The sequence below is a fragment of the Hominimerdicola intestinalis genome (assembly GCF_054655215.1).
The window spans coordinates 51394-76578 of record NZ_BAAHNZ010000005.1 but is presented as its reverse complement, the minus strand read 5'-3'; the positions used below and the strand labels follow the sequence as shown (position 1 = coordinate 76578).

Sequence of the window (25185 nt, the reverse complement as noted above, 5' to 3'; positions counted from 1 at the left end):
AGGCTGTTGACTGTATTTGTGTTGCTGTCATCATGGCGATTTTGAACCCCTTCTCTGGAATAATTAAAATGTATAAGCAAAATTAAAAGGTACAGGAATAATTAAAAGTTTTACTGTTCAGAAATTCTTTTATCATTTTCCCAATCTTTATATACTTGTGAATCTTTGATTGTTTCACCAGCCTTTTGAAGTCTTTCAACAACCTTATTCTGCTGTACCTCACTCATTTCGTCTGATGCTTTCTGTGCAGTACGCATCATATGTGCAAATTCATTCCCTACCACACTTCTTATTTCTTGGTTTTTCGCTTCTATGCTACCATTTCCATTCTTTATCCGTGTATTAATCCATTTTTCGTTTTTCCCAAAACTATAAAATGTAAGAATAACAATGCCCATCATGTTAGTTATAGTACCGTAAGTACCGTCGCTTTCATAACAAAATGTGTAGCTGCCAATTCCTCTATGAAATGTGGCATGGGGCTTCAAATTCTTAATTCCTAATACTTCATCATTGACAACCTCTTTAATGTCATCAAAGAAAAAAATGTGGTTCTCAATATATTCAATGTCAGTGCGTTTGTTCAAAAGAAACTCACGCATTATTTTCTCTGACTTTATTAAACATTCTAACGCATCTATCCCTACAACATGATTCTCAACAAAATCCAACAAATCCCAATAAAGACTTCTCCAACTTACCGATGTAAGAAAATAAAACAGTCTGCTATCATAGTCAAACTTACTTTTTTCTCCTTTAAGATATGGATGAAACATAAGATTGGCAAAATATGTCTCATCTTCACTAAATAAATCTTCGCAATTTCCGCAAAGCATATAGTGCTTTTCGCTATCTTGTACTACCATGTTGGGATTTTCTGAATTTCGTATATTTCCCACAGATGTTTTCTTTAGTGTTCTCACAGCCATCTTCGGAATAATGTGGCTCAACTCTAATTCGGATTCTGCTCCACATAAGGCGCATTTTTTCAGTCTATTGATTCCCATAACATCCTCACTCTGCGTCTTCCTTCGTCACCGGGATATAAACCCGTTTCAACGGAATCATCTTTCTGTATTTTTCGCTCAGGTCTTCATAATACTTCAAAATCAAATCCACCAATTCTGTGCCATTGATAGCACGGATGATAGGTGTGTTATCTAAGTATTTCCTTGCGTTCTTCGTGTAATTGGACAGCGAAACAAATAGACCATAATCACCCTCACGCATCGCACCCTTTAGGGATTGGATGGTGGTTTCCTTTATGTCGCCATCCTGACTTTTTACCTGCACCATGATTCGGGGAGGAAGTTCATCTTTATATGCGACAATATCAATTCCGCTGTCACCGCCGTGGGGAGATACCTTTGTCCGGTAGCCCATTGCCATAAGCAGGTCAGCAACAAACTCCTCCAAGTCATAGCCCTTCAGATTTTTGCTGAGTTCCTTCAATATGAAATCCTTTGTAGATTCCACGATTTCCTCTGCTGTCGCTCCGACACTTTCATCCTCGTCTGTGTCTGTTGTGACAGCTGTTTTCTTGAAGTTCTTGTCCAGTGCGGCAAGGTACTCGTCGGAATAGTTCTTCACGGAGAAGAAGGACATCGCAGAGCCAATCTCATATAAAGCCCCCTGTGAAAAAGCGGTACGAGGCAGATGTTTGAGCCATTTCACTTTGTGCTGCTGCACATATTCCACGGCATCGCCATCATAGATGTACTCGCTTTCCACTGTTCCGAGATTTATCATCCGGTCAATCTTGGACGGATATACCACATAATCTCCGACCTGAACCTCATGGGCAAAACGGTATAGCATACCTGCACCATTGGCAACACTGCCTTTTTTGGCATCAGGATATACCTGCATATAGTGTTCCTTAAAAGCCTCTCGGCTTGCTTCGATTTTACTGAGGTCGCCCATGTCTTTCCAGCCGATAGCAATCACGCTTTTCTGCAAGAACATATTGTCATCCTTTGTATGGATGCCCCAGATTCTTTTTTCTTCGTCAGCCATGTTGCTGCACCTCCTTATTCTACACCCAATGCCTTAAACACCGCATCCTCCGCACTCTGGTACGGGATAAGCTGGAATGCACTCATCAAATCCGGCGGCACTGTGGCAAAATCAATCATCGAGGTTGCTGGTATCAGCACCTTCTTTGCGCCACTGTCCAAGCATACCTGCAGGGAGTTGGCAAGCTCATCTGCCTTGATGAGCGTACCGCTGATGCTGATTTCTCCCAGCACAGCCAGTGACCCCAGCGCAGGCTTTCCAAGAGCAATGGAGCAAAGTGCGATGAGGGTAGGCAATGCCAGCTTGCTGGTCATTCCAATACCCTGCAAATCCTGATAATTGATGATGTAATCTTTTGTCGTTGTGCTAATCGAGCCACTGATGCGGCTTCCATTTGCCTTCAGGAAATTGAATGCCGTGTTCGTTGCTTCCTTGCAGTCCCGGTCAGAACCGATGCCTGTGCGCTCGAACTTGCCGCTTCCCGGCAGCATTTGGCTCTCCAAGCGGAACACGCCTATCATGCCGGACTTGCCCTGCGATACCGTGTAGACCTGACCCGGATTGCACATTCCCTCCGGTATCAGCTTACCACCACCTTGCTCCGGCACGGACACATAGTGTTCCTCAAAGCTCTCTGCAAGATTTTGATTCGATTTGCGTTTGTTATGCCTTTGTTGAACAGACCATAAATTGTAAACGGGTCGATATCTACGATGTTATTGTCCTTCTCCAGTTTTGGCAAGCGCATACCAATAGCGCTATAGACAGCCTTTACTTTTTCAATCAGCGTTTGTCTATCTGTTGCATATGGTAGGAGCTTATCTGCAAATTCCATATAGAAATCTACCCATGAAAGATATTCTTTGTTATTCATTTGCGCTTCCTCCTTATACATCAGAACTTGTTTGCTCATTGTCACGGATTGCCTTCTCTATAGCCTCGGCTAACTGCATTATTTTATTATTATGGCTTCCAGTATAGTGGTACATCAAGTAACGTATATCCACAACAATTCCTTGCACTCGCTCATAATCGTGATTTCCAGATTTCCACTCTCCACGGGCCTCGCCTATATTTCCGTATATTGAATCAAAACCAAAAACATTTTTTGCGCTATTATATGGCATTAAGAAAGCATTGTACACGGGTACATCTTCCCCGTATTCACGTTTAAAACGTTCCTGTGTATAAATGTATTCTCCATATGTAATTTGCTTGTTAATAGAAGATGATTCTGGTAAATGCATAGGATTCCCTGTTATGCCATAACGATAGTACTTGGCATCCAAAACATAAATTTTACCATTGTACAGCATGATCGAATCCGGCTCTAAGGCAAAATTTTCTTTTACTTTGCCCTTAAGATACCATCGTGTTCGAGGGAAATATCTGTACTTGTCTTTAATTCCATATACTCGATCGATCAATTTTTCCCATACATATTCAAAAGAATCGGTGCCAAAATAAAACTGTTTCAGGTTTGTTTGCTCATCGATATATTGCAAAACCGCAATCATGGCCGCAAACAAGCGTTTATCTTTATCATTGTTTGTTCTTGCCAACTTGTCATTTAAAACAGAAAGAAACATTTTCGTATTCTTTTCAATCGTTGGCTTTGGCGGCAAATCGGGCGTGAATAACCATCCAAGCTTCTGAAAACTTTCATACACACAATACTTGTGAATTTGCGTTATTAGATTTTTATCGTTAGGAGATGAAACCCTTACAGTATATTCTGTGTATACCGGTGAGCCATCGGCCTGAATAAGAGGCCGTTGTTTTCTTATTGTTTTTGCCCAATCAATACTACCTCTATCACTTGTCTTAAAAACAGGCTCTTTTTCTGTGTAATAAGAATTTTGTTCCAGATAGTAATTGATTACTTCCATATAAGCGTTGATTGGGAAATCGACCGATTGTGGCGCTTCAAATTTCTTCATGGCGAGTACACGGTCTGACTTATCGGTAAATTCGGCAAGTACAGAAATCAAATGCAATATATCTCTACGGATTTCTTGATCTGTTTCGGGCAACTGATATCCAACCGGAAAATAGACCATTGCATTTTCAGAATCCGCTTTAATTCCGACAAAACGATCTCCCTCATCATTTTTATTAATATGGCATCTGTCAAGCAATCTTGCGTCTAAATCCACGGTATCACCACCTCATGTTAATCTTCGCCGTTGTTCTGCCCGGTAATGGCATTAAACATTCCTTCCTTAAAAAAGGCAAAGCGCTCATTTCCTTTTTCAGATGTAAATTTTTTTATAACAGCTTCAAGACTCTTGTAAGTGCTTATTTCAAAAATATTTTCACGAGAAAACTTAAACGCATCATCCCACAGATACTTTATGACTTTTTCAGGGAAACGACTATTGTGGCGTTTTGCAACGATTTGTTCCTGTTCACTCGCATCTACGTCGTCTGCAACCGGATCATACCAGAGATCCAGTTTAGAAACAAAATAGGCGCCTAAACGCTTGTCTTCAGAGGACGTCATTCTTACATTGCCATCTAAAATTTCCTTATTGATAGCACGACAAAAAGCGCTCCAAGTCACATCAGTATCTAAAATTTTATCATTTGCGTAAGGATGATTTTCAAAAGAATTCTCAATCAAACGCATATGCCAACGTCTTTGAAAGGCAGTATCTAAGGTGAACACATTCTGGTCAGATGTGTTCATTGTCCCGACGATAGACATATTAGAAGGGATGCGAACTTTATGTTCTGGATCTCCGTAGACGATCGCCGCAACATTCGCATTAGTGATGGAATACTCACTGGTCCCCATAGGAAAACTTGTATCATCCGTTGTTCTGTCTAAGAGTTGGAATACCTCACCAAAAATTGCAGGAGCATTCCCACGATTGATTTCCTCGATAATTAGAAAATATTCAATATCTGGATTATGGTATGCTTTCCACAGCAATCTGGTAAATGGGCCGGGCGTAAATAGATAACGCACTTTGTCATCAGCAGATACTGTCGGCAATATCTGACCAACAAAGTCAGAATACGTGTAATCCGGATGAAACACAAGACGCTCCATTCGGCTTTCATCACTACAATATTCATGTTGAATAGTGTAACTCTTACCAGAACCGGGTACACCGTAAAGCAGTACATTGGTACCGCCTTTCTTTCTATCACAGTGATCTAAATCCACACCGTCATGTCCAGTTCCGTCATCAACTCTATCTGGTGTAGTGTACCCCAGCAATTGACTTAAATTGTCCATTGTACTATGAATTCTGTTATTATCCATTACAGACTACCTCCATATAACTTTTCTAAGAAATCTGCTTCAAGAACCTCTGATTTAACTTCCATGTGTCTACCAGAATCACTGATGGACCATTCAGGACGTTGAATAACATGAAGTAGCCCGGCAAATTCAAAATACTGAGGCGTATATTGGTGTCCTTTTGGCTTCTCTACTACATTTCTCATAGTGAAGTCAAATTCACCATTACGATATCTGGTAATATAATCATCCAGAGTGGCCTCTTCGACATCACAATCATCATGTCGAATGCAAGTGTTCAACAAATACCATTCACATTTGTCCATACGCCCGTATTTGTTCAATGCTCTCAGTGTCGCTCTTAATGGATGTAATTTGCTTCCATCACTGTTTTTGAAATAGTAAAAGCGTAATGCATCGCAATAAGCTTCCTCATATAACTTCTTGATTTCTGCATAAATCTTTTCTTTTACGTCATCTTCGTAATTGTCAGCAAGCCCCACTTGTTCTTCCAATTTGGCTGCTTGATAGACCAATTTCCCTCTATCTGTCAGAAGATTCTGTATATCTATCTCATTTCGGCTGCTAAAAGAATTTTCATTTAAAAAGCCAAAATTTTCACAAACACGTTTTACCGTTCGTACTGCGCCTGAAGATGACATTTGCATTCGCTCCGATAAACGATCTTGTATCCCGTTTCCCCAAGGCGAATGATTCGTGAATAAGGGATCCGACAAGCAATCGATCATGATTCGGAACTGCCTATGCAAATCTGGCCCAATATTTCTACCGGTATAGTCCCAGCCACGAAGATCCATAGTCCATTCCTCCTTATCATTACTTCTTTTTTAACACCAATATTTCATCGTACTTGATGATGCCACCACGATTGCCTCGTGGAAGATGAAGGTATCTATCACGAATAACATATTTGAAGCTAAGCTCAAATAAATATCCGTTTTTCTCTGCTATCTCGGCCAAAACCTTTGCTGTAGGAATGCTCTGCCCACGAATATTACTATCTCCGACCACGATTACATATCGTCCGTTTTGTTTCAATTCTTCATATACAGCAATCATATTTTTTGCCATATCCTCGAAGTAGGTATTTACAATGTCTGCACGTTTTGCATCAACTTCAGCGATTTTTTTTGCAATCGGGACGAGTGTTTCTGATTGCGAAGCATAGTGACATTCATCGTAAAAGGATTTTGAAATTTCTGTTCCAATATACGATTGCTTACTTTTTTTTAAGTCTTCATCTGTCGCTAAACCAAGCCACATATCCTCAAAGCGCAAACTACGCACATAGTCATAGGCATTAATATATGGCGGAGAGGTCACAGCCAAATCGATAGCGCTTTCTGCATCTATTGTTCTTGCATCATTGCTCTCTAAGATAGTGCTATTACAGTGGAGTGGTGCAACTGCCTCGGAAAAGCCAATAATAGCCTCTCTATACATATCTTCTACTTCAAAGAACAGCTCTGAAGGATCGGCGGGTGTCTTAGGGTATTTTGTGGATATATACGGTTTTGGAGAAACCTCATCAGCATTCGAAACCTTTCGAATAATTCCAGAAAGGACAACATATAAATAATCCTTGACATTCTGGTTGTCTGCTGCAAGTTTATCGATTGTATGCTTAAAGAACGAAAGCCACAGAATTGATTTATTACAAAACCATTTCTCGATATTAGGAATACCGGGAATCGGGTACTGAAAACTCTCGTCAGGAGACATCTCCTTTATTTTCTTTACAACTTCATCGAGAAAACCAATATCTTCTTTGGAGTAAACTGTAGTTTTCACTTTGATGAGCAATCGGGCAAATGGGTCAATATCAATTGACATAGCATTTCTGCCCAAAAGCATCGCTTCTATCGCAGTAGTTCCTGATCCGCAAAACGGGTCCAACACAGTCTCTCCAGCCTTTGAATATGCGTTAATTGCAAAACGAGGCACGGCAGAAATATACCTTGTCGGGTATTTATTAAACAATCTATTGGTTGAGGCTACAATTTTAGCCTTGTCGGGGATGATTTCGTATATCTGATCTTGAATCGGATTGATTGGAAAATCATCCAATTTTATCACTTCCATTCTGGAAACCTCATTTCTCTAATTTCACTATGCTCTCACGCAAGTATTTTCGTACATGTTCAGTCTTTTTATATTGCTGTGAACTTGTGATAATAAGCCTTTCCACAGCAATTTCCTGAACTTTAAATCCTATTTTTTTAGCAATCATTGCCAAAAATATATCTGTCGGAATCACAATGCCAGCATACGCAGAATTACTAACAACAATTGCGCAATGTCCGCCATTCTTCAGAGAATCATATATCTGTCGAAGAGCTTCTTCCATATCTGCAAAATAGCCGTTAAGCATGTCCGGTATTCTGTTTGTCCACAGCTTCTGCTGACGCAACAACGGAATTATTTGATCGTTCAGCTCTGGCAAATTAAAACTGGTATATCGTTCCGGCCATGTAGCATGGCAATGTGATCTCAAAGATTTCATACGGATGTTTTTTTGATCACTTGTGGAATTTACAAAACCTGCAAACCAAAGCTCCAAATAATAAATCTTCGTATAGTCAAAGCAATTTGCATACGGCGGTGAAAAAAGAACTAAATCTAAGGTATTCTTCGCCACTTTTTTTTCCATCGTTGTAACGCTTTCCACATACACTTGTGGAATTGGGCCGTTATCTTCAATCGAAAAATCTTCAATCATAGAGGCCGCTTTCTTCGAAATACACTCCATTGCGAACTTGAATTCACAGCCCTTATCATAAGTTGGTGGACGCCTCTTTACTTTTAATCCATTGCCTGCTTTTCTGTATAGTGCACATTCTTCAAGTATGCAAATCCAAGCAAAAAACAATAATTCCTTCGGTTTGCCCTCTGGTAATTCATTGATGTACTTTCTTATATTGAGCTGTGCCAACAACATTTCAGATTCAAACATACGACGCAAATATTCATTTTCAGGAAGCTCAATATTGGCTGCAATCTCAATAGTCGATAACTTCTGCAGAAGTTTTTCGAATTCCTCCATATCTGCTTTGCTATAATCCTCAGTTTTGACCTTTGTAATAAATGCTGCAAAAGGATTAACTTCAAAACCAATAGACTTCATTCCTTTGGCCTTTGCGACAGCAAGAGTAGTTCCGGCTCCACAGAATGGATCACAGACAACAGAAGACTTATTCAGTTTGTATTCATTGAAGATTTTCTCAACCAGAATCGGCGAGAATCCTTCCTTATAATTAAACCATCTATGTCGAGCATACTTAGCGCTGTAAACAAAGTTACAATCAACATTTGTGTATGTAGCACTATTCAAGTCGTTGTTCGTTACATTGTATTTAGCATCAAGAGCAGCATAAAAATCCGGCAAGCTATTGTAGTCCATGTAGTGTAAACCTCATTTCTAATTAATTGCGCTCTTTCCGCTTTTGACCCATTCGTCCAGTTCGGAACGCTTACATTTCCACAGCTTTCCAACCTTGTGTGCTGGGACCATTTCTTTTTTTATCCAATTACGGAGCGTAACTGTCTTTATGCCCAAATACTCTGCGGCTTCTTCAATGCTAATATAGTTATCATTTTCGTTTATAGTCATCCTGAACACCTCACTAAATGTCATTGCTATAAAAATCTATCTTGTATTATACCACAACAGCATCGAATTTTCAAGGCATTTACTGATATTTGCTTATATTTAACTATGGTTTAATCATATTTTATTAGATTTTACCTTCTTCCGGTGGTTTCTCTGAGCTGTGGCGTTTCTGCAATTGGCGCAACAGTATTTTTTGCGGCCGTTTGTAGTCTTAACAACAAAACGGTTATTGCACGCTGGATTTGCACACTTGCGATAAACTTCTATGCCGGGACGCAAGTAGAACACTGAAAAATACAAAGCAGAAATCAAATTGGGAACTCTCCATGTAGGCCCCATTTTTTGAACGCTGTATCTTGGTGAAATGCCAGAAAGATTATGATTCATTTCTTCGTTTAGAATAATTTTAGCAACTACAACGGCACAATTTTTCATTTTTTCATCTAACAGTGCAATTTGAGGAACATCAGAATAATATTCAATGCCGTGCTCAAAAGATACACTTCCAACAACACCAACTTCCCTCATAAAATGAAACAGGAAATCTATCACATATCGTCTATTCTTTGAAAGATTTATGCCATTACGGTATAGATATACGATGGATTTATATCGCATATCTAAATACCCCGGATATCGATTCGCATATATGTTTCCTGAGACAACATCGTTATATTCTTCGATATCCAATTCATAAGAGTTGTATATAGAGTCCCGAATTGTATACGTATCTTTTTGAAAAGCCTCTTGCTGTCCATCGATTTCTGGCAGCTGTGAGGCTTTATCTATTTCACCAGACAAAAAATGTTTGCAAGAAACATATGGCCGAGACAAAGTCGACAATTCTATAGATATTTGCTGACTTAAAAGCAAGTACAAAGTCAATGAAATCATTCTTTCATAGTCAATTTCTGGAGATTCAATTTCATTCATTAATGCAACCGTTGCTTTCAATCTATTAATGATCTCGACCACATCTTCGAGGCTTAGTGACTCATAATTTTCGCTTCCAACCTTAAAAAAGAAACCATTTGTTTCAAAAAAGCTAATCATTGCTTGGATGTCGTTATCTGGCAACGACACAACTTCCTTTAATAGATTTTCTTGTCGAACCGATCCGTTCTCGGTAGTACGGCATAATCCTGCCTCTCCGCTGAAAGCAAAATAGGTTTTTATATCTTTTTGAGATTGTATCTTTAATCGATGTTCGACTACTCCCGGAGAAATATTAGTTGTATCAACCCCGCAAAAACACGGATTACTTTCATACGAAAAATAATCACCATCAAAAAATTTACCGTTTTCCAAATTAGACATTTTTGCCTCCCGCTACTCAAATCTTTTATGCTAAGTCGTATAGATTTCCGCTTATAGTAATTGTAAACGTAAGCGTATATATATTATACACCAAAATGATAATTAATGCAATAATCGATACACTCTGAAAACGCATTTACATAAGCGGAAATGGCAGAAATTTACTTACTAATCTAATGCAGGTACAATATAAGCAGAAAGCAGAAGCTTTCTTGCATTATCCTGCATCGCCCGATCAACGATGGCTCAACAGCATAATACAACAACTGAATAATAACAGCTGCCTTGTGAGCAGGCCGCTGCAATCCGGAACGGAGTAATTCCGTCAGGACTGCGGTTCTTTCATTGCGCCTTTTTGCAGCTGTACCAGAGTTCCTCCGTTTCGAGACATCGACAAACGGAGGAACCTATTATGTCAAAAACAGAAAATCAGTACACAGAAACCCGTCGTATCTACATCCGCAGCCAGCGTCGCTGGCAGGAAGTACCCGAAGAAGTCTATCAGGAACATATCCGCTTCCATGACACCTACCGTCATAGAATGCAGGACCGTGGCCTCTGCTGCTGTCCTCGCAATAAATGGTGGGTCTGTGATGCCGATTGTCTGACCTGCGAATACCGCAACGCCGACGTCATCGCTTCATTGGACGCACCGATTGGTGAGGAAGATGATGACCTGATTCTGATGGATACCATTGCAGACGAAAGCGTAGCCGTTTCCGAGCTTGCTTCCGACCGTATCGTGTTGGAGCAGCTGTTCAAACGCCTCGCCGACCTGATGCCGGAGGCTGAAAACATCGGCAAGCTGCGTATGCAGGGCCTTTCCGATGAAGCTATCGCCAAAGCAATCGGTATCCCTCGCACCACATTCCTGTCCCGTCTCAAGGCAGCAAAGAAGCTGCTGGCACAGGAATACCCGGACTTCTTTTAATAGGTAGACAAGCACTCTGGCCGCTGGCAAAACCGGCGGTCAGAACATTTTCAAAAAATTTTCTCCTTTCCTTCGTCAAAAGCCATCGCTCATCTCCAAAAGGGAGTGTAAGGAGCAGAAAACAAGCTGCTCCACCACGAACAGGAGGTGAACGACATGACTCAGGCCCACAGCCGCACCGTGGATACCAAAGCCGAGGTGATTGAAATCCTCGTCGCTATCAGTCAGGTGTCCGCACGAATGGCAAGAAATCTCAGTGTACTTGCCGCAAGACAATCCGAGGAAGGAGGAAAACATCATGAGCAAAATGAGCGAAATGGCTATGACCATCGAAGAGTTACGCAATGCTGCCGCTGCTATTACTGATGCCGCCAACTATCTGGCACAGCTGTTTTCCAGTAACGACGCAGAGGAACAGCCGGAAGAGAAAGCGCCGGTGCAGAAACCTGCATTGACGCTGGAACAGGTCCGTGCAGTTCTCTCTGAGAAATCCCGTGCCGGTTACACAGCAGGCGTCCGTGAGCTGCTCCAGAAATACGGTGCCAGCAAGCTCTCTCAGGTGGACCCGTCCAATTATGAAGCGCTGCTTCGTGATGCGGAGGTGATTGGGAATGCCACCTAAAGCACACTCCATTTTATCTGCGTCATCTTCCCATCGCTGGCTGAACTGCCCGCCTTCTGCAAGGTTATGTGAAACCTACGAAGACAAAGGCTCCGATTATGCCGCCGAAGGGACCGACGCCCACAGCCTCTGTGAGTATAAGCTCCGCTTGGCGCTCGGCATGGAGGCAACCGACCCGACCGAGCATCTGACTTGGTTTAACGAGGAAATGGATGACTGCGCCAACGGCTATGCGTCCTACATTTTAGAACTGGTGGAAGCCGCCAAGGAAACCTGCGCTGATCCGGTGGTCCTCATCGAACAGCGTGTAGATTTCTCCCGCTGGGTAGAACAAGGCTTCGGCACTTCGGATGCCATTATCATCTCCGACGGAACGCTCCATGTGGTGGATTACAAACACGGCCTCGGTGTTCTGGTGGAAGCAGATAACAATCCGCAGATGATGTGCTACGCCCTCGGTGCCTTGGAGCTATTCGATGCCATTTACGACATCGACACCGTGGCAATGACCGTGTATCAGCCAAGACGCCAGAATGTGTCCACCTTCGAGATGTCCAAGGATGACCTTTACCGCTGGGCCGACGAAGTCTTGAAGCCGACTGCAGAGCTTGCCTTTGCCGGTGACGGAAACTTCCTCTGCGGTGAGTGGTGTGGCTTCTGTAAAGCCAAACACGAGTGCAGGGCCAGAGCCAAAGCAAACCTGATGCTGGCGCAGTACGATTTCAAACTGCCTCCGCTGTTGGAGGATACGGAAATCGAGGTCATTCTCTCCCGTGCAGACCAGCTGGTCTCTTGGGTCAACGACATCAAGGAGTACGCACTCCAGCAGGCCATCTCCGGTAAGGAATGGACCGGCTTCAAACTGGTCGAAGGTCGCAGCAATCGTCGCTACACCGATGAGGTCGCTGTAACCCAGACCGTATCCGCCGCAGGCTTTGACCCGTATGAGCGCAAGCTACTCGGTATCACTGCCATGCAGAAGCTGCTCGGAAAGAGCCGCTTTGACGAACTCCTGTCGGCCTATATCGAAAAGCCACAGGGCAAACCCACACTTGTACCGGAAAGCGACAAGCGCCCGGTCATGAATAATGCAAAAACTGATTTTATGGAGGAAAACGATTATGAGTAAGAATGTAAAACCTGTAAATCCCATGAAGGTTATCACTGGCCCTGAAACCCGCTGGAGCTACGCAAATGTCTGGGAGCCTAAGTCCATTAACGGCGGCACTCCTAAGTACAGCGTCAGCCTTATCATCCCTAAGTCCGACACTCGCACTGTTGCCAAGATTAAGGCCGCTATCGAAGCTGCCTACAAGGAAGGCGAAGCCAAGCTCAAGGGTAACGGCAAGACCGTACCTGCGCTCTCCATTTTGAAGACTCCTCTTCGTGATGGCGACCTTGAGAGACCTGACGATGCAGCCTACGCCAATGCGTACTTCATCAACGCCAACGCTACCACTGCTCCCGGCATCGTGGATGCAGACCGCAATCCTATCATGAGCCGTTCCGAAGTTTACTCCGGCGTATACGGTCGTGCCAGCATTACCTTCTATGCTTTCAATAGCTCCGGTAATAAGGGCATCGCCTGCGGACTGAACAATCTCCAGAAGATTCGTGATGGCGAGCCTCTCGGCGGCAAGGCCAGTGCTGAGTCCGATTTCAATACGGATGAAGATGAGGATTTCCTCGACTAATGACCTAATTCCCCAGCAGGGCGGCGGAGCAATCTGTCGCCCTGTTTGGGTATGGAAAGGATGTGACAATTCATGAAAACGCTGAGTATTGATATAGAAACTTACAGCAGCACTCCACTGCAAAAGTCCGATGTGTACCGTTATGTGGAGGCTGATGATTTTGAAATTCTGCTCTTTGGATATAGTGTGGACTCCGGCCCGGTGCAGGTAGTCGACCTTGCCTGTGGTGAACACATTCCAAAGGAAATCCTGCAGGCGCTGGAAGATGATGCGGTTATCAAATGGGCCTTCAACGCCACCTTTGAACGCATCTGCCTCTCTCGCTTCTTGGGCTATCCTACCGGCGATTACTTAAATCCCGAAAGCTGGCGCTGCTCCATGATCTGGGCCGCAACTATGGGACTGCCTTTGTCGCTGGAAGGTGTCGGTGCCGTTTTGGGCCTTGAGAAGCAAAAGCTCACCGAAGGCAAAGACCTCATCAAGTATTTCTGCCAGCCTTGCGCTCCTACCAAATCCAACGGTCAGCGCACCCGAAACAGACCGTTCCATGCACCAGACAAGTGGGATGCCTTCAAGAGATACAACCTTCGAGATGTAGAAACCGAAATGGGCATCCAGCAGCGTGATGCTGTATCATAAAAGTTGACACCCTATTCTCAAGGATTTTGATATAATTATAATCAATACGAGAACAGGAGAAATAATTATGGCACGAAATCAAAAATCTTATGACAACGAATTTAAAGCACAGGCTGTAAAGCTTGCTCAGGAAATAGGCGGGTATAAAGCAGCAAAAGAATTAGGTATTCCTGATGGAACTATTTACCGTTGGATAAAAGCCTTCAAAGAAGGTCGCCTTAGTGCAAATGAAGCGGTTCATTCCCCTAAAACAGCATTATTCCTTAACGATGAACTTATCGAACTCAGAAAACGTGTTAAAGAGTTGGATAAAGAAAATCGCCATTTAAAGGAAGAAAACGAATTTCTCTAAGAAGCCAGTGCTTTTTTCGCAGCCAGCCGTCGGAAGTCAGCATAAACAGAGACTGATGTTTATTGCAATCAAAACGGATGACGGTAGGATTAAGGGCAAAATTTCTTTTTATTGCAGAGCACTTCATGTTTCCAAACAGGCATTCAATAAATATTTAAAAACAAAGGATGCTCCATGGAAATATCAGGCATTGGCAGATGCCATGCTGGATATATGTAGTGAAGATGAATGCAATGATACTTATGGAAGAATCCATATGTATCAGTCATTGCAGTTCAAGCAGCCTGAAGGTGTACATATTCCAGGTGAGAGGACTGTTTATCGTGTCATGGAAGAAATTGGCCTTGATCATAAACCGAAACACAAGCCCAATGGCATTACCAAAGCGGATAAAGAGGCCCGGAAATCAGATGATTTAATAAAGCGTGATTTCACAGCTGAAAAACCACTTGAAAAATGTATTACCGATATGACCGAAATAAAAGCATCTGATGGAAAACTGTATGTTTCAGCCATTTTTGACTGTTACGATTTAGCTGTGTTGGGGCTTGCCATGGATATAAACATAAGGGCTGACCTTTGTGAACAAACCTTAGATAATGCTTACAGGGCATACCCTATGCTCCAAGGCGCTATTCTTCACAGTGACAGAGGTACGCAGTATACCAGTGAACTGTATCGTAAAGCAATCAACAAATATGGCATTCTTCAAAGCATGAACAGTGCCGGTGGCAGATGCCATGACAATGCCAGATGCGAAAGTATGTGAGCAAGATTCAAAGAAGAATTACTTTATGGACGTTATGATACCGCCTCAATGACAGCAGAACAGCTAAAAACTCTCATCTGGAGATATTTCATCAGCTATTGGAATAACCGGAGAATCTGTTCTGCTAATGGTGGGTTACCTCCGATGGTTAAGCTACAGCAATACTATGATTCATTGCAGGAGGCAGCATAGGTCGAATATCTTTGAGAAAAAAGTGTAAACCAATATTGACAATATCATTCCATAAGCCATCGGCTGGAATAGAGTCTGGTCATTATTACAGCTTAAGGTTGCGGACAGGTCATTCTGAATCAACGCCCCTTTACCACCACCCTCACAGCCACATCTTATTTTCATTGTTTTGGGTGTCTGCACCACGAATGGTTGGTTATTACCTCCCGTGCCGAAAGTAGATAAAATGGTCTGTGATACATCAAGCGGTCCCTTGTATCTGCAATCCTGCCCGTGGTTCTCAAACATTAGACCGTCTGTGCCTGCCTCACAAGTGCCTTTTGAAGTACGGCTGGCAGTTCTTTGCCACGACTGGAAGCCCTGCGCAGAATACCCAGACAAGCCTTCGGACTCAAATAATATTTTTTCGGCACTCCCTCCATCAAAATCTGCGACAAGGTAGATACGTTGTCTTCTTTGGGGTACACCCCAATACTGAGCATCAAGGAGTCTCCATGCGACTGAGTAACCGTCTCCCATGATGCGTCCTGCATTTTCCCATTTTGCAGGTTTAGACACTGACACCTGTTCGTCTTTGATTTTACAGACCTCATTAAGGACCGCCTTGAAATCTTCTCCCTTGTTTGAGGAGAATGCTCCGGGGACATTTTCCCAGACGATATATCTTGGATATTTTCCATTGGTAGTCTCCCTCATTTCTTTTATGATTCTAATGGCTTGATAAAATAAAGAAGAACGGCTGCCATCAAGTCCGTTCCTCTTCCCGGCCACGCTCATGTCCTGGCATGGGCTTCCGAAGGTTATGATATCCACAGGCTCAATCTCTGCACCATTGATGGTGGAAATATCCCCATAATGTTTCATATTAGGAAATCGAGTAGTTGTCACCATAACAGGGAATGGCTCAATCTCCGAACTCCATATGGGTATAATTCCTGCAAGAAGTCCACCCAATGGAAAACCCCCAGAGCCATCAAAGAGACTGCCGAGGGTCAGTGTAAATCTATTCTGTTGTTCCATCTCCAAAATCAACCTCCTTCACAAGGTCGGAGTACATCAGTTTCTCTCCGTTACGGTTTACAAATACATTTTCTGCATCCACGGTATCTTCCACATATCTGCGAAGTATGACAGATGCATACTTTTCATCCAACTCCATCGTGTGGCAGATACGATTGGTCTGCTCACAGGTCATAAGCGTTGAACCACTGCCACCACAGGTATCAATGACGATTGCATTCTCCTGACTGGAATTACCGATTGGATATGCAAGCAGGTCTAATGGTTTGGAAGTCGGATGATTTTTATTTTTCTTAGGCTTATCGAAATTCCAAATAGTGGTCTGGGAACGACCTGCATTTTTACTCCAGTAGTGTTTTCCATTCTGAAGGAAACCGTAAAGCACAGGTTCGTGCTGCCACTGATAATCTGACCTGCCAAGCACCAGGGAATTCTTTACCCAGATACAGCAGCCGGACAAATGAAAACCTGCGTCAATGAATGCTTTTCTGAAATTCAAACCTTCCGTATCTGCATGGAATACATAAGCCGAGCCACCTTTTTCAAGATGCTCGGCCATGTTTTTGAATGCAGCTAACAGAAATTCATAGAATTTATCATTTTCCATTTTGTCATTTTTGATGGAAAGTCCATCCGAAGACTCAAAAGCTACATTGTATGGTGGGTCCGTGATGATGAGGTTTGCCTTTTTCCCATCCATAAGTGTTGCAACATCCTCCGGGGAAATAGCATCACCACACATCAGTCTGTGTCTACCGACCTGCCATACATCCCCTCTTTCCACAAAGGCTGCCTGCTCCAATGCTTCGGACAAATCAAAGTCATCATCCTCTGCACCGGTTCCTTCACTGTAAGAAAAAAGGTCTGCAATCTCATCCTCATTGAAACCCGTTAGAGATACATCAAAGTCCATCCCTTCCAATACTTCAATCTCAATTTTCAACATTTCTTCATCCCAGCCTGCGTCCTGTGCATATCGGTTGTCAGCAAGAATGTAGGCTTTCTTCTGTGCCTCAGTCAGATAATCCACCAACAAACAAGGCACTTCCTTGATGCCCTCTTCCTTGGCCGACATCAGTCTACCATGCCCGGCTATCACATTAAAGTCTGAGTCAATAATGACAGGATTGATGAATCCAAACTCACGCAAAGACCCACGCAGTTTGTTGACCTGCTCCTGCGAGTGGGTTCGTGCGTTATTCACATACGGTATCAATTTTGAAGTGGATACCATTTTCATTTCTGTTGTATGCTTTCCCATCAGAACAACCCCCATTCTGCAAAAGCCTCAAAGCCTCCGAGGTCGATAATATAATCCCTTGCAATCTGTACAATTTCTTCATATGGCTTTCCATCCACTGTTTCATCACCAATGGCACAGCACAAAGTAATAGGTTTCCCCGTTTCTTGTGCTTTTAAGAAAGCATAGATGTTTACAGATACATCTGCCTTGGATAAGTCCTTCCCATGCAGTCCTCCGCCTATGACGGAATCTGCCATATCAGAACCCAGCTTACGGTTTGTTGCACCCGTATCCACATCTGTTCCTCCCACCCAGGCACCTAGCGGATTGACCACTGCTCCTGGGTAAAGTGATTTTAATACCTCGTCATCTGCATTGCTCTGACAGATAATAAGTCTGTCCCCGTCAAGGATGTACTTTCCGTCAGTAGGGTACTTGTCATAAATGCGTCCGGCAATAATGGACAGCTTCTTCTGTTCGTCCGTGAGTGGCATTCCCTTAAAAATACCATTATCGCTACATCGAATGCTGTCCTTTTGGTTATCCGACAGATGTGTATCCTGCGGAACAATCACAATGTCCGCTGCTACATCTCCTGCAATTCTAAAAATCGCATCTTCGATATCTCTTTCATCAAGGCTTGCGGAAGTTTCTATAATCGCATGACACACGCCATGTCCAATCAGAACCTCCATGGCCACCTTTGGATTTTCTTCTGCAGCATAAGCCAAATCAACAATGGCATCTGCTATTCTGTCTGCAACCTTATCCGGGTGCATCGGGTTTACTTTTTCAATCATATATTTCTCCTATACTCTGCTCCGTAACAGCATCTCCATTGGGTCTGCCTCATCAGGGTCGAAATTTGTCGCAGCCTTTTTCCTTCAACCACAGATAGGTATATCTGTAGATGCTTTCCGCATCGAACTCTCCTACAGCTTTTTGCTGTGCCTTGATGTAGGAACTTGGCTCAGGAACATCTGCTCCTTCCAGTTCCACTCCCTCCGGCAAATCAACGACCTTCAATTTTCTACCGCCAGAATTTCCCGTAGCTACCTTTTCAGCTAAAGCCTTGGATTTTCGCCCGGCATTAACCTTGATGTTGGAGCCACGAGCAGTTCCGTCTCTAGCCATATAACTCATCTCCTATAAAATTTAACGATAGGGTGTTTAATACCCCGTTCAAATTCGCAAAAAGTACACACGAAGGGGCGGCACCGTTGCCCTGTGACTTTTCTCACAGAGATTTGACTCCCCCCCTACCCTTTGCAAAATGACCATCAAGACTGTCACCACAAAGATTAAAAATAAAAAAGTTTTGTAATGACTGTCACGACTGTCACTCATACGAATCACTCTTCCTTCCGTGCCACCTGTCTCCTCGCTCTGCATGAATCCTTGCGTGGCAGGACTTACAAAGACTAATAAGGTTTGACCTGTCATGAGTACCACCTTCCGACAAAGGAATCTTGTGGTGTACTTCATCAACATCCACAAGCACTCCCTTCTCGTAGCACAACTCACAGAAGGGATGGGTCTTAACATAGCTGTCACGGATGCGTTTCCACGCTCTGCCGTAGCGTTTCCTTGTATTGGGGTCACGCTGGTACTTCTCGTAACGCTTGTTCTCTTCCCTTTGATGTTCCTCACAGAACCGTCCTTCCGTTAAGTTGGGACAGCCGGGGTGGTGGCACGGGTGTTTTGCTTTTCTTGGCATTTGCCCACCTCCCATTTCTTGGCATAATAAAAGCCCTTGCAGGTGTCATACCCACAAAGGCTTATTACGGTTGCCCGATTTATTTTTTTTTCGCATTATAATAATAACACAGAAAGTCACTCTCATTCTATCACATTAACTCTCATCATCATGAGGAACGGTGATTTCTTTCAAAGCTGCAGAGTGCATACGGTGGATGTGTTGCATACTGTAATTCATATCCACTGCTATCTGCTCCCATGCAAGAAAACACAAATAACGTTTTTCAAGAACCGTCTGGTACTCCACATTCGGAACAGACGTTATGACTCCCATGATTTCTCGTTTCAGTTCCACCAACCTATTGATATCGTGGTTAATTTCATCCTGTAAATCAATAATCTTGATTACAGCATCTGCCATTTTGGAACCTCCACTGTTGGGATTTCTCGGCATATCTGATATGGTTGCTGTACACTTGGTAGCCAGTTCATTCAAAGATGCAACCTGCTGAATCTTGGAATTAATACGCATATCCAGAAAACGTGCCTGTACTAAATATTCTTTTGCTGTCATTTTGACACCTCCGATATTTTATTCCCTCGGATTGTCTTAGATTTTCATATCTGCTTTTACCGCCTCGATTAATGCGGTCTGCGTATTTTCCTTTAAGGATAACGCCCTCATAATCCTTTCATCAATGGTACCCTTGGCAGTCAAGTGAAGTACCGAAACAGTATTTGAGGTTTGCCCCTGTCTCCAGAGCCTTGCTACTGTCTGTTGATACAATTCCAAAGACCATGTAAGTCCAAACCATACAAGTGTGGAACCACCGCTTTGCAGATTCAGACCATGGCCTGCTGAGGCGGGATGAATCAATGCCACAGAAAGTTTCCCTTCATTCCATTTTCTTATACTGGCATCAGTATCAAGTTTCTGAAAATCAATACTAATTTTTGAAAGCCTTGTTACAATTCTGTCGTAATCATGATTATACCAATAAGCCACAAGGATTGGTTTGCCGTTTGCTGACTCTATAATATCTTCAAGTGCATCCAGCTTACGTTCATGAATTTTTACTATTCCTTCATCATCAGAATAAACCGCCCCATTTGCCATCTGAGTTAATTTTCCGGAAAGGAATGCTGCATTGGTCGCTGTTATTTCTCCATCCGGTAGTGACAGAACCAGATCCCGTTTCATTTCCTCATAGTGTTCTTTTTCATCATCCGACAGATAAACATCATATTCTGAAGATACCAGCTCCGGCATTTTTAAATGGTCGATAGCTTTCATAGATATGGTAATATCAGATATTTTCTGATATATACATTCCTCTGCACTCGGAAGAGGCTTATAGGAATATACAATCGGACCATTCATTCTGTCAGGCTTGAAATATGCTGTTCTATACTGACCGATAAATCTTCCCAAACGCTCTCCCATATCAAGCAACTTGAATTCTGCAAATAAATCCATCAGTCCGTTGCTGCTTGGTGTACCCGTAAGACCGACTATCCTCTGAACCGATGGTCTTACTTTCATAAGTGATTTGAATCTTTTGGCCTGATGATTCTTAAAAGATGACAGTTCATCTATAATGACCATGTCATAATCAAAAGGAACCCCACTTGACTCTACAAGCCACTGTATATTTTCACGATTGATAATATAAATATCTGCCTGTGAATTTAATGCAGAAAGCCTATCTTTTTCAGTTCCGACAGCCACTGCATAAATAAGGTCTGATAAATGTCCCCACTTATCAATTTCAGCACTCAATGTATTTCTTGCCACACGAAGAGGTGCAATCACCAATACCTTATGAACATCAAAACTGTCAAAAAGCAGATTATTGACGGCAGTCAGAGTGATGCTTGTTTTTCCTAAACCCATATCAAGTAAGACTGCTGCTATTTTATGATTTTCAATGTATCTGCTGGCAAAGGTCTGATAATTATGTGGATTGTATTTCATCAAGAATCCCTCCAATCTGCTCAGGCTTATCCAGAATATAAACTGAAAATCCCAACCTACGCAAAAGTTTATGCCTTGCTACCTGCAGTGGTCTTGGCTGTTCGCCCGGTGCTTTTACTTCCACAAAAGCAAATCTGCCTTTTGGTAACAACACCAATCGGTCTGGCATCCCGTCAAAACCTGGAGATACAAACTTCGGACAGATACCGCCACGTCTTTTAACCACAGTTACTAATTTTTGTTCTATCTCTTTTTCTCTCAAACCTTTCACCTCCATCCAATGGTTTTATGTGGAGATCTATGGAATGTATTTCCCTAACTTTCTATATATAGTTTTTTTATATCTTTAAGAATAGTTATAGAAAAGACCTCCATTGACCTCCACACTATAGAAAAAATCCTATTATTCTAAGAATTCTGACTTCAATTGAAGACCGATAATAAGGTTACAATCTCTTGTTTTTTTACGGTCGGAACCGCTGCTTTCCAAAGCAGTGTAAAAATCTGCTGTACTGCGAATAAAGTCACCCACCTGTGTGCAATACGAACGATATGAGTTATACACCTCTCCTGATTTAGCTGTATAGCTTTTATCCACCTCGCAGCACTCCATAAGAAAATGTGCCATCCAGTCATTGTTTTCACGATACTTGCGAATTGCATCCTGCACCTTCTGTGGTGGCTCAATATGATAATTATCTTCGATTACCTTTTCTGCACCTGCAATGACCCATGACAGAATCGCACCTCCAGCATTTTCAAACAGATAATCAGCAAAGTTCTTCACATCATTACTGCCTTCAATCTTTGCCTCAAACGGAATCAGAATCAGTCTTCGCCAGGTACCTTTATCAATAGCCCCGACCTTCGGCAGGTGATTGGTATAAAGCACAAGCGTATGACTTGGTATATAAGAAAACGGTGCTTTGTATTTTTTCTCTGCATAGATTTCATCTGTAGAGCAAAGCTGTTTTACATTGGACGTATTAAGACGCATCCCTTCTTCCAACTCTGCAGCAATGAGCATTCTTTTGCCTTTAGCCTCGGCAAGTTCCGGTTTCACATTTCTTTTACACCCAACTGTCAAAACATCTGCAGAGATATTGCCACTATAGGTACCAAGCACACGGGATACCACATTCCAAAAGGTTGACTTACCATTACGCCCTTCTCCGTAAGCAATAATCAATGCCTCAACATATACCTTTCCAATAGCAGATAAACCTACGATTTTCTGCACATAGTCAATAAGTGTTTTGTCTTTACAAAAGAAAGTATCAAGGGCTCTTTCCCACAAATCTGCACCAACATCATTCGGGTCTACGGCAGTTTGCTTTGTAATATAATCAAATGCATCATGGTCTTTTACATCAACCACACCCTTGCGCAGGTCATAGGTTCTGCCGGGTGCATTAAGCAGGAACTCATTTTCATCTAATCGATTTTGTGCTATACCAACCATCGGTCTGACTTCTTTCAGTGCCGATGTAATGTACTTGGAATCCCTGCGTTTGATGGCATACTTTTTATAATTCACGGCATCCTCATATAATTCATAGGAATGTGCCTGCACTTCATTAAAAGCAGACACTGCCTTTTTTGCACCCATCTGCGACAAGATTTCAAAGGCACCATTCTGTTCCATTTCCTTAAGTCTTTTCTTGATTTCTGTTTCTGCCTCAGCAAGCTGGCGTGTAGTCAGTTCTTGTGCCACAGTCTGCGATAATGGGTCTGATTCTTCCCAAAAGCTACCATTGTACACAAGATAACCAGTTGAAGGAGAGTATCTGAGATTTTCGTTATATTCTCTTGCCATAACAACCGCTTGTCCTACATCAGAGTAATCTTCCGGTTTAAGTTCATAACCTGCATTATATTGTTCCGGCGGAATGTATCCTGCCTGCGTGGATACCTTTGCCCCAAACTTTAATGCACTGTTCCAGATAGTCTTAAGTTCTGCATCATCAAGTGGATTGCATTTTTCAGCCTTCTTTAAATAAAGCTGATATGCCTCATCCGTATCTCCATAGCGCTTGATGATTTTCCCTGCATAATGGGACATTGTATTATTTCTCTTACCTTGTGGTACTTCCGACTGCTGGTTATCCCAGGCATCAAAGTCCTGATCATCAAGAAAATCAATGATATTACTATTTCCTTCGTAAAATTCCACCTGTGGAGCCGATACACCAAAAAGCAGTCTTGCACTGTCTAATGCGTTCCCATCAAAATAGGGAAACGAGGCTGCAATACGTTTTTTTAAGATTGTGTAGTCTTTCGAATCTGTCAGTTCCGGGATAACAAAATATACATGAAATCTCGGACGGGCAAATTTTCCATCCTTTTCTTTCATATGATTTCTACTATACACGGCCACAAATGCAACATCAGGAAAAGCCATAGCGACCTCAAATGGAGTAATCCATTCATTCGGGTTATCACTATGGTCATTATCACAGTCAAGAGGTACATTATCGGCTACAAGAAAATTTTGATTACCACGATAATTATCCTTGTATTCTGCTGTGACATGGTCATGTTTCACTGCCTCAGCCATAGCAGTTTCATCCGTAATAATCTGTTTATTTGGATAAACACAGTTAGACAGACTGCCCACGCAGTCTGCCGTATAAACCGTCAATTTCATTTCGCCTCCACCTCCTGAAAATCTTCAGAAAAATATCTGATTTTCTTTCTCATTTTTCCTGCCAGTTCGATTTCTTCTTTCATCCCTTCTGTAATTTTGTTACCGAACACCCACAGTTCATCACATTTACCAAGGAACACTTTATTCATGAACATAGCAAGTCCACGCTCATGCTCTTCTGAAATGTCCCCGGAATAAGGACTGCACACATACACCACAGGTTTGAAAGAGGCAGCTTTTCTTGCTGCCTTTTCTTCCTTTTCAATACGGCTTAATGCCTTATAGGTAACCGGGTCATAATAACCCTCTGCATTAAATTTATCTGTCATCTGCATCCTCCCTCTCCATCGTTGGTAAAATACCGTCTGCCTTTAACAGTTTATAGATGAAAAGACGTCCTGCCTGCGTCCAGTATGTATGAACTGCTGTGTGCATCGAACCGTCACTGCCCGGATAACTGTAAGTCTTTGTATTGGTGTAACCCATCTCGGCATACTTCTGATACAACAGCCAGATCTTGTTGCCCTGCTTGTACTGCACACCTTTTTCATGAAGATACTGATTCATACGGTTTGCACTCCACCCATAATCCTTTGCGATTACGGAAATTGCCACGAGATCCTTGCAGTTTAGCACCACATCGTAATAGCTTGCCTTCAGTTTCATTTCAGTAATCTGCTGTTTCTGTACTGCTACCGTTTCCATCAGAGTTTTTGTCTTTTCACGTTCTGCTTTTAACTCAGTCAGTGCTGCAATCAGCATATCCGGGTCATTCAGCACCTCGTCCACAGCATAAACACCATGCTTGCGGATAGCAGGGAGAACCTCACTTGTTACCCAATGCTTGAACTTTTTAGCAGTCGGCAGCTTACTGGAAAGAATAAGACTATAAAGACCAGACTCGTTGATAACCGTCAAATCCTGAACTCCTCCAAGGGTGTCGCATTTTGCTACCCCTTTGTCTTCATTATCAACGTGCTTTGCCAGAGCATCTCTTGGATTGCTATACCCTAAAATAACAGCTACATCTTTACCAACAAAATATGGCTCACCATTAATAGACATTGTGCGGACAGAGCCAAATTCCGCATTCTTAAAAACCTGTAATTCGCTCATCTGAATTACCTCCTGTAATTTATTTGAGGTTGACCCTCTACCTTGTAGCCTTGGGAGATGGTCAGATTGGACA

Annotated in this window: 26 protein-coding genes and 3 pseudogenes; 7 read left to right on the top strand and 22 right to left on the bottom strand. The window is 42.5% G+C overall.

Translation table 11 applies throughout. The features are described 5' to 3' along the window. Window positions 1–110: 110 nt before the first annotated feature. The 11 genes and pseudogenes from ACYQ0H_RS06510 to ACYQ0H_RS06460 all read right to left on the bottom strand — a co-directional run bounded on the left by ACYQ0H_RS06510 (window position 111) and on the right by ACYQ0H_RS06460 (window position 10214). Window positions 111–1007 carry a hypothetical protein gene (locus ACYQ0H_RS06510; RefSeq protein WP_459812029.1) on the bottom strand — a complete coding sequence of 299 codons (897 nt, stop codon included), beginning with the start codon at window positions 1005–1007 and terminating at the stop codon, window positions 111–113. A 7-nt stretch (window positions 1008–1014) separates the two neighbouring features. After that, window positions 1015–2016 carry a restriction endonuclease gene (locus tag ACYQ0H_RS06505; RefSeq protein ID WP_459812028.1) on the bottom strand — a complete coding sequence of 334 codons (1002 nt, stop codon included), beginning with the start codon at window positions 2014–2016 and terminating at the stop codon, window positions 1015–1017. A 14-nt stretch (window positions 2017–2030) separates the two neighbouring features. After that, a pseudogene (locus ACYQ0H_RS06500) lies at window positions 2031–2651 on the bottom strand (S16 family serine protease); the annotation flags it as partial. Beyond that, on the bottom strand, window positions 2597–2890 hold the full coding sequence (locus ACYQ0H_RS06495) for a hypothetical protein (RefSeq protein ID WP_459812027.1): 294 nt from the start codon (window positions 2888–2890) through the stop codon (window positions 2597–2599). The pseudogene ACYQ0H_RS06500 and the gene ACYQ0H_RS06495, both read right to left, overlap by 55 nt. Before the next feature lie 13 nt (window positions 2891–2903). Beyond that, window positions 2904–4172 (bottom strand): LlaJI family restriction endonuclease, encoded by a 1269-nt coding sequence (locus tag ACYQ0H_RS06490; RefSeq protein ID WP_459812026.1) that lies wholly within the window; start codon window positions 4170–4172, stop codon window positions 2904–2906. A 17-nt stretch (window positions 4173–4189) separates the two neighbouring features. Then, entirely contained in the window at window positions 4190–5287 is a 1098-nt protein-coding gene (locus ACYQ0H_RS06485) for an McrB family protein (RefSeq protein WP_459812025.1), read from the bottom strand. Beyond that, window positions 5287–6084, bottom strand: a complete 798-nt coding sequence (locus ACYQ0H_RS06480; protein WP_459812024.1) for a hypothetical protein — start codon at window positions 6082–6084, stop codon at window positions 5287–5289. Before ACYQ0H_RS06480 ends, ACYQ0H_RS06485 begins: the two co-directional genes overlap by 1 nt. Before the next feature lie 19 nt (window positions 6085–6103). Continuing rightward, complete coding sequence (locus ACYQ0H_RS06475; protein WP_459812023.1) at window positions 6104–7369, bottom strand: DNA methyltransferase; 1266 nt, start codon at window positions 7367–7369, stop codon at window positions 6104–6106. 10 nt (window positions 7370–7379) lie between these two features. Further along, window positions 7380–8687 carry a DNA methyltransferase gene (locus ACYQ0H_RS06470; protein WP_459812022.1) on the bottom strand — a complete coding sequence of 436 codons (1308 nt, stop codon included), beginning with the start codon at window positions 8685–8687 and terminating at the stop codon, window positions 7380–7382. Window positions 8688–8705: 18 nt separating this feature from the next. Beyond that, complete coding sequence (locus ACYQ0H_RS06465; RefSeq protein WP_459812021.1) at window positions 8706–8897, bottom strand: helix-turn-helix domain-containing protein; 192 nt, start codon at window positions 8895–8897, stop codon at window positions 8706–8708. A gap of 114 nt (window positions 8898–9011) precedes the next feature. After that, complete coding sequence (locus ACYQ0H_RS06460) at window positions 9012–10214, bottom strand: hypothetical protein (RefSeq protein WP_459812020.1); 1203 nt, start codon at window positions 10212–10214, stop codon at window positions 9012–9014. Between the two features lie 412 nt (window positions 10215–10626). Between ACYQ0H_RS06460 and ACYQ0H_RS06455 the strand changes: the two genes are divergently transcribed. The 7 genes and pseudogenes from ACYQ0H_RS06455 (at window position 10627) to ACYQ0H_RS06425 (ending at window position 15221) form a co-directional block, all read left to right on the top strand. Next, complete coding sequence (locus ACYQ0H_RS06455; protein ID WP_459812019.1) at window positions 10627–11145, top strand: sigma-70 family RNA polymerase sigma factor; 519 nt, start codon at window positions 10627–10629, stop codon at window positions 11143–11145. A gap of 298 nt (window positions 11146–11443) precedes the next feature. Continuing rightward, window positions 11444–11767 (top strand): DNA ligase, encoded by a 324-nt coding sequence (locus ACYQ0H_RS06450; protein WP_459812018.1) that lies wholly within the window; start codon window positions 11444–11446, stop codon window positions 11765–11767. Next, window positions 11757–12896 carry a DUF2800 domain-containing protein gene (locus ACYQ0H_RS06445; protein WP_459812017.1) on the top strand — a complete coding sequence of 380 codons (1140 nt, stop codon included), beginning with the start codon at window positions 11757–11759 and terminating at the stop codon, window positions 12894–12896. The genes ACYQ0H_RS06450 and ACYQ0H_RS06445 overlap by 11 nt, the downstream gene beginning before the upstream one ends. Beyond that, window positions 12889–13461, top strand: a complete 573-nt coding sequence (locus ACYQ0H_RS06440) for a DUF2815 family protein (protein ID WP_346663626.1) — start codon at window positions 12889–12891, stop codon at window positions 13459–13461. Before ACYQ0H_RS06445 ends, ACYQ0H_RS06440 begins: the two co-directional genes overlap by 8 nt. Window positions 13462–13533: 72 nt before the next feature. Beyond that, a pseudogene (locus ACYQ0H_RS06435) lies at window positions 13534–14085 on the top strand (hypothetical protein); the annotation flags it as partial. 82 nt (window positions 14086–14167) lie between these two features. Next, window positions 14168–14452 carry a transposase gene (locus tag ACYQ0H_RS06430; RefSeq protein ID WP_459812016.1) on the top strand — a complete coding sequence of 95 codons (285 nt, stop codon included), beginning with the start codon at window positions 14168–14170 and terminating at the stop codon, window positions 14450–14452. 55 nt (window positions 14453–14507) lie between these two features. After that, window positions 14508–15221: an IS3 family transposase gene (locus tag ACYQ0H_RS06425; protein ID WP_459812015.1), complete on the top strand. Its 714-nt coding sequence runs from the start codon at window positions 14508–14510 to the stop codon at window positions 15219–15221. A 237-nt stretch (window positions 15222–15458) separates the two neighbouring features. Here the strand turns inward: ACYQ0H_RS06425 and ACYQ0H_RS06420 are convergent. The 11 genes and pseudogenes from ACYQ0H_RS06420 to ACYQ0H_RS06370 form a co-directional block, all read right to left on the bottom strand. Then, window positions 15459–16433: pseudogene (locus tag ACYQ0H_RS06420) on the bottom strand (DNA cytosine methyltransferase); the annotation flags it as partial. Continuing rightward, window positions 16417–17694: a site-specific DNA-methyltransferase gene (locus ACYQ0H_RS06415; RefSeq protein WP_459812014.1), complete on the bottom strand. Its 1278-nt coding sequence runs from the start codon at window positions 17692–17694 to the stop codon at window positions 16417–16419. The pseudogene ACYQ0H_RS06420 and the gene ACYQ0H_RS06415, both read right to left, overlap by 17 nt. Continuing rightward, window positions 17694–18476, bottom strand: coding sequence for an S-adenosylmethionine synthetase N-terminal domain-containing protein (locus tag ACYQ0H_RS06410; RefSeq protein ID WP_459812013.1), 783 nt, complete (start codon window positions 18474–18476; stop codon window positions 17694–17696). The genes ACYQ0H_RS06415 and ACYQ0H_RS06410 overlap by 1 nt, the downstream gene beginning before the upstream one ends. Window positions 18477–18528: 52 nt before the next feature. Beyond that, window positions 18529–18810, bottom strand: coding sequence for a hypothetical protein (locus ACYQ0H_RS06405; RefSeq protein ID WP_459812012.1), 282 nt, complete (start codon window positions 18808–18810; stop codon window positions 18529–18531). 205 nt (window positions 18811–19015) lie between these two features. Then, entirely contained in the window at window positions 19016–19393 is a 378-nt protein-coding gene (locus tag ACYQ0H_RS06400; RefSeq protein ID WP_459812011.1) for an HNH endonuclease signature motif containing protein, read from the bottom strand. Window positions 19394–19528: 135 nt separating this feature from the next. Then, window positions 19529–19948, bottom strand: a complete 420-nt coding sequence (locus tag ACYQ0H_RS06395) for a DUF1492 domain-containing protein (protein WP_459812010.1) — start codon at window positions 19946–19948, stop codon at window positions 19529–19531. A 36-nt stretch (window positions 19949–19984) separates the two neighbouring features. Next, a complete protein-coding gene (locus ACYQ0H_RS06390) occupies window positions 19985–21349 on the bottom strand; it encodes an SNF2-related protein (RefSeq protein ID WP_459812009.1) in 1365 nt (454 codons plus the stop codon). After that, on the bottom strand, window positions 21330–21611 hold the full coding sequence (locus tag ACYQ0H_RS06385; RefSeq protein WP_459812008.1) for a VRR-NUC domain-containing protein: 282 nt from the start codon (window positions 21609–21611) through the stop codon (window positions 21330–21332). The genes ACYQ0H_RS06390 and ACYQ0H_RS06385 overlap by 20 nt, the downstream gene beginning before the upstream one ends. Before the next feature lie 141 nt (window positions 21612–21752). Next, the gene (locus ACYQ0H_RS06380) at window positions 21753–23996 is read right to left on the bottom strand and encodes a phage/plasmid primase, P4 family (RefSeq protein ID WP_459812007.1); all 2244 of its coding nucleotides are present in this window, start codon (window positions 23994–23996) and stop codon (window positions 21753–21755) included. Then, complete coding sequence (locus ACYQ0H_RS06375; protein WP_459812006.1) at window positions 23993–24325, bottom strand: DUF7768 domain-containing protein; 333 nt, start codon at window positions 24323–24325, stop codon at window positions 23993–23995. The genes ACYQ0H_RS06380 and ACYQ0H_RS06375 overlap by 4 nt, the downstream gene beginning before the upstream one ends. Further along, entirely contained in the window at window positions 24315–25112 is a 798-nt protein-coding gene (locus tag ACYQ0H_RS06370; RefSeq protein WP_459812005.1) for a phage antirepressor KilAC domain-containing protein, read from the bottom strand. The genes ACYQ0H_RS06375 and ACYQ0H_RS06370 overlap by 11 nt, the downstream gene beginning before the upstream one ends. Window positions 25113–25185: the final 73 nt, after the last annotated feature.

Excerpts from the sequence above, each read along its gene's own strand:
- ACYQ0H_RS06510 (WP_459812029.1), bottom strand. The coding sequence starts at position 1,007 with ATGGGAATCAATAGACTGAAAAAATGCGCCTTATGTGGAGCAGAATCC.
- ACYQ0H_RS06505 (WP_459812028.1), bottom strand. The coding sequence starts at position 2,016 with ATGGCTGACGAAGAAAAAAGAATCTGGGGCATCCATACAAAGGATGAC.
- ACYQ0H_RS06495 (WP_459812027.1), bottom strand. The coding sequence starts at position 2,890 with ATGAATAACAAAGAATATCTTTCATGGGTAGATTTCTATATGGAATTT.
- ACYQ0H_RS06485 (WP_459812025.1), bottom strand. The coding sequence starts at position 5,287 with ATGGATAATAACAGAATTCATAGTACAATGGACAATTTAAGTCAATTG.
- ACYQ0H_RS06480 (WP_459812024.1), bottom strand. The coding sequence starts at position 6,084 with ATGGATCTTCGTGGCTGGGACTATACCGGTAGAAATATTGGGCCAGAT.
- ACYQ0H_RS06475 (WP_459812023.1), bottom strand. The coding sequence starts at position 7,369 with ATGGAAGTGATAAAATTGGATGATTTTCCAATCAATCCGATTCAAGAT.
- ACYQ0H_RS06470 (WP_459812022.1), bottom strand. The coding sequence starts at position 8,687 with ATGGACTACAATAGCTTGCCGGATTTTTATGCTGCTCTTGATGCTAAA.
- ACYQ0H_RS06465 (WP_459812021.1), bottom strand. The coding sequence starts at position 8,897 with ATGACTATAAACGAAAATGATAACTATATTAGCATTGAAGAAGCCGCA.
- ACYQ0H_RS06460 (WP_459812020.1), bottom strand. The coding sequence starts at position 10,214 with ATGTCTAATTTGGAAAACGGTAAATTTTTTGATGGTGATTATTTTTCG.
- ACYQ0H_RS06455 (WP_459812019.1), top strand. The coding sequence starts at position 10,627 with ATGTCAAAAACAGAAAATCAGTACACAGAAACCCGTCGTATCTACATC.
- ACYQ0H_RS06450 (WP_459812018.1), top strand. The coding sequence starts at position 11,444 with ATGAGCAAAATGAGCGAAATGGCTATGACCATCGAAGAGTTACGCAAT.
- ACYQ0H_RS06445 (WP_459812017.1), top strand. The coding sequence starts at position 11,757 with ATGCCACCTAAAGCACACTCCATTTTATCTGCGTCATCTTCCCATCGC.
- ACYQ0H_RS06440 (WP_346663626.1), top strand. The coding sequence starts at position 12,889 with ATGAGTAAGAATGTAAAACCTGTAAATCCCATGAAGGTTATCACTGGC.
- ACYQ0H_RS06430 (WP_459812016.1), top strand. The coding sequence starts at position 14,168 with ATGGCACGAAATCAAAAATCTTATGACAACGAATTTAAAGCACAGGCT.
- ACYQ0H_RS06425 (WP_459812015.1), top strand. The coding sequence starts at position 14,508 with ATGTTTATTGCAATCAAAACGGATGACGGTAGGATTAAGGGCAAAATT.
- ACYQ0H_RS06415 (WP_459812014.1), bottom strand. The coding sequence starts at position 17,694 with ATGGGAAAGCATACAACAGAAATGAAAATGGTATCCACTTCAAAATTG.
- ACYQ0H_RS06410 (WP_459812013.1), bottom strand. The coding sequence starts at position 18,476 with ATGATTGAAAAAGTAAACCCGATGCACCCGGATAAGGTTGCAGACAGA.
- ACYQ0H_RS06405 (WP_459812012.1), bottom strand. The coding sequence starts at position 18,810 with ATGGCTAGAGACGGAACTGCTCGTGGCTCCAACATCAAGGTTAATGCC.
- ACYQ0H_RS06400 (WP_459812011.1), bottom strand. The coding sequence starts at position 19,393 with ATGCCAAGAAAAGCAAAACACCCGTGCCACCACCCCGGCTGTCCCAAC.
- ACYQ0H_RS06395 (WP_459812010.1), bottom strand. The coding sequence starts at position 19,948 with ATGACAGCAAAAGAATATTTAGTACAGGCACGTTTTCTGGATATGCGT.
- ACYQ0H_RS06390 (WP_459812009.1), bottom strand. The coding sequence starts at position 21,349 with ATGAAATACAATCCACATAATTATCAGACCTTTGCCAGCAGATACATT.
- ACYQ0H_RS06380 (WP_459812007.1), bottom strand. The coding sequence starts at position 23,996 with ATGAAATTGACGGTTTATACGGCAGACTGCGTGGGCAGTCTGTCTAAC.
- ACYQ0H_RS06375 (WP_459812006.1), bottom strand. The coding sequence starts at position 24,325 with ATGACAGATAAATTTAATGCAGAGGGTTATTATGACCCGGTTACCTAT.
- ACYQ0H_RS06370 (WP_459812005.1), bottom strand. The coding sequence starts at position 25,112 with ATGAGCGAATTACAGGTTTTTAAGAATGCGGAATTTGGCTCTGTCCGC.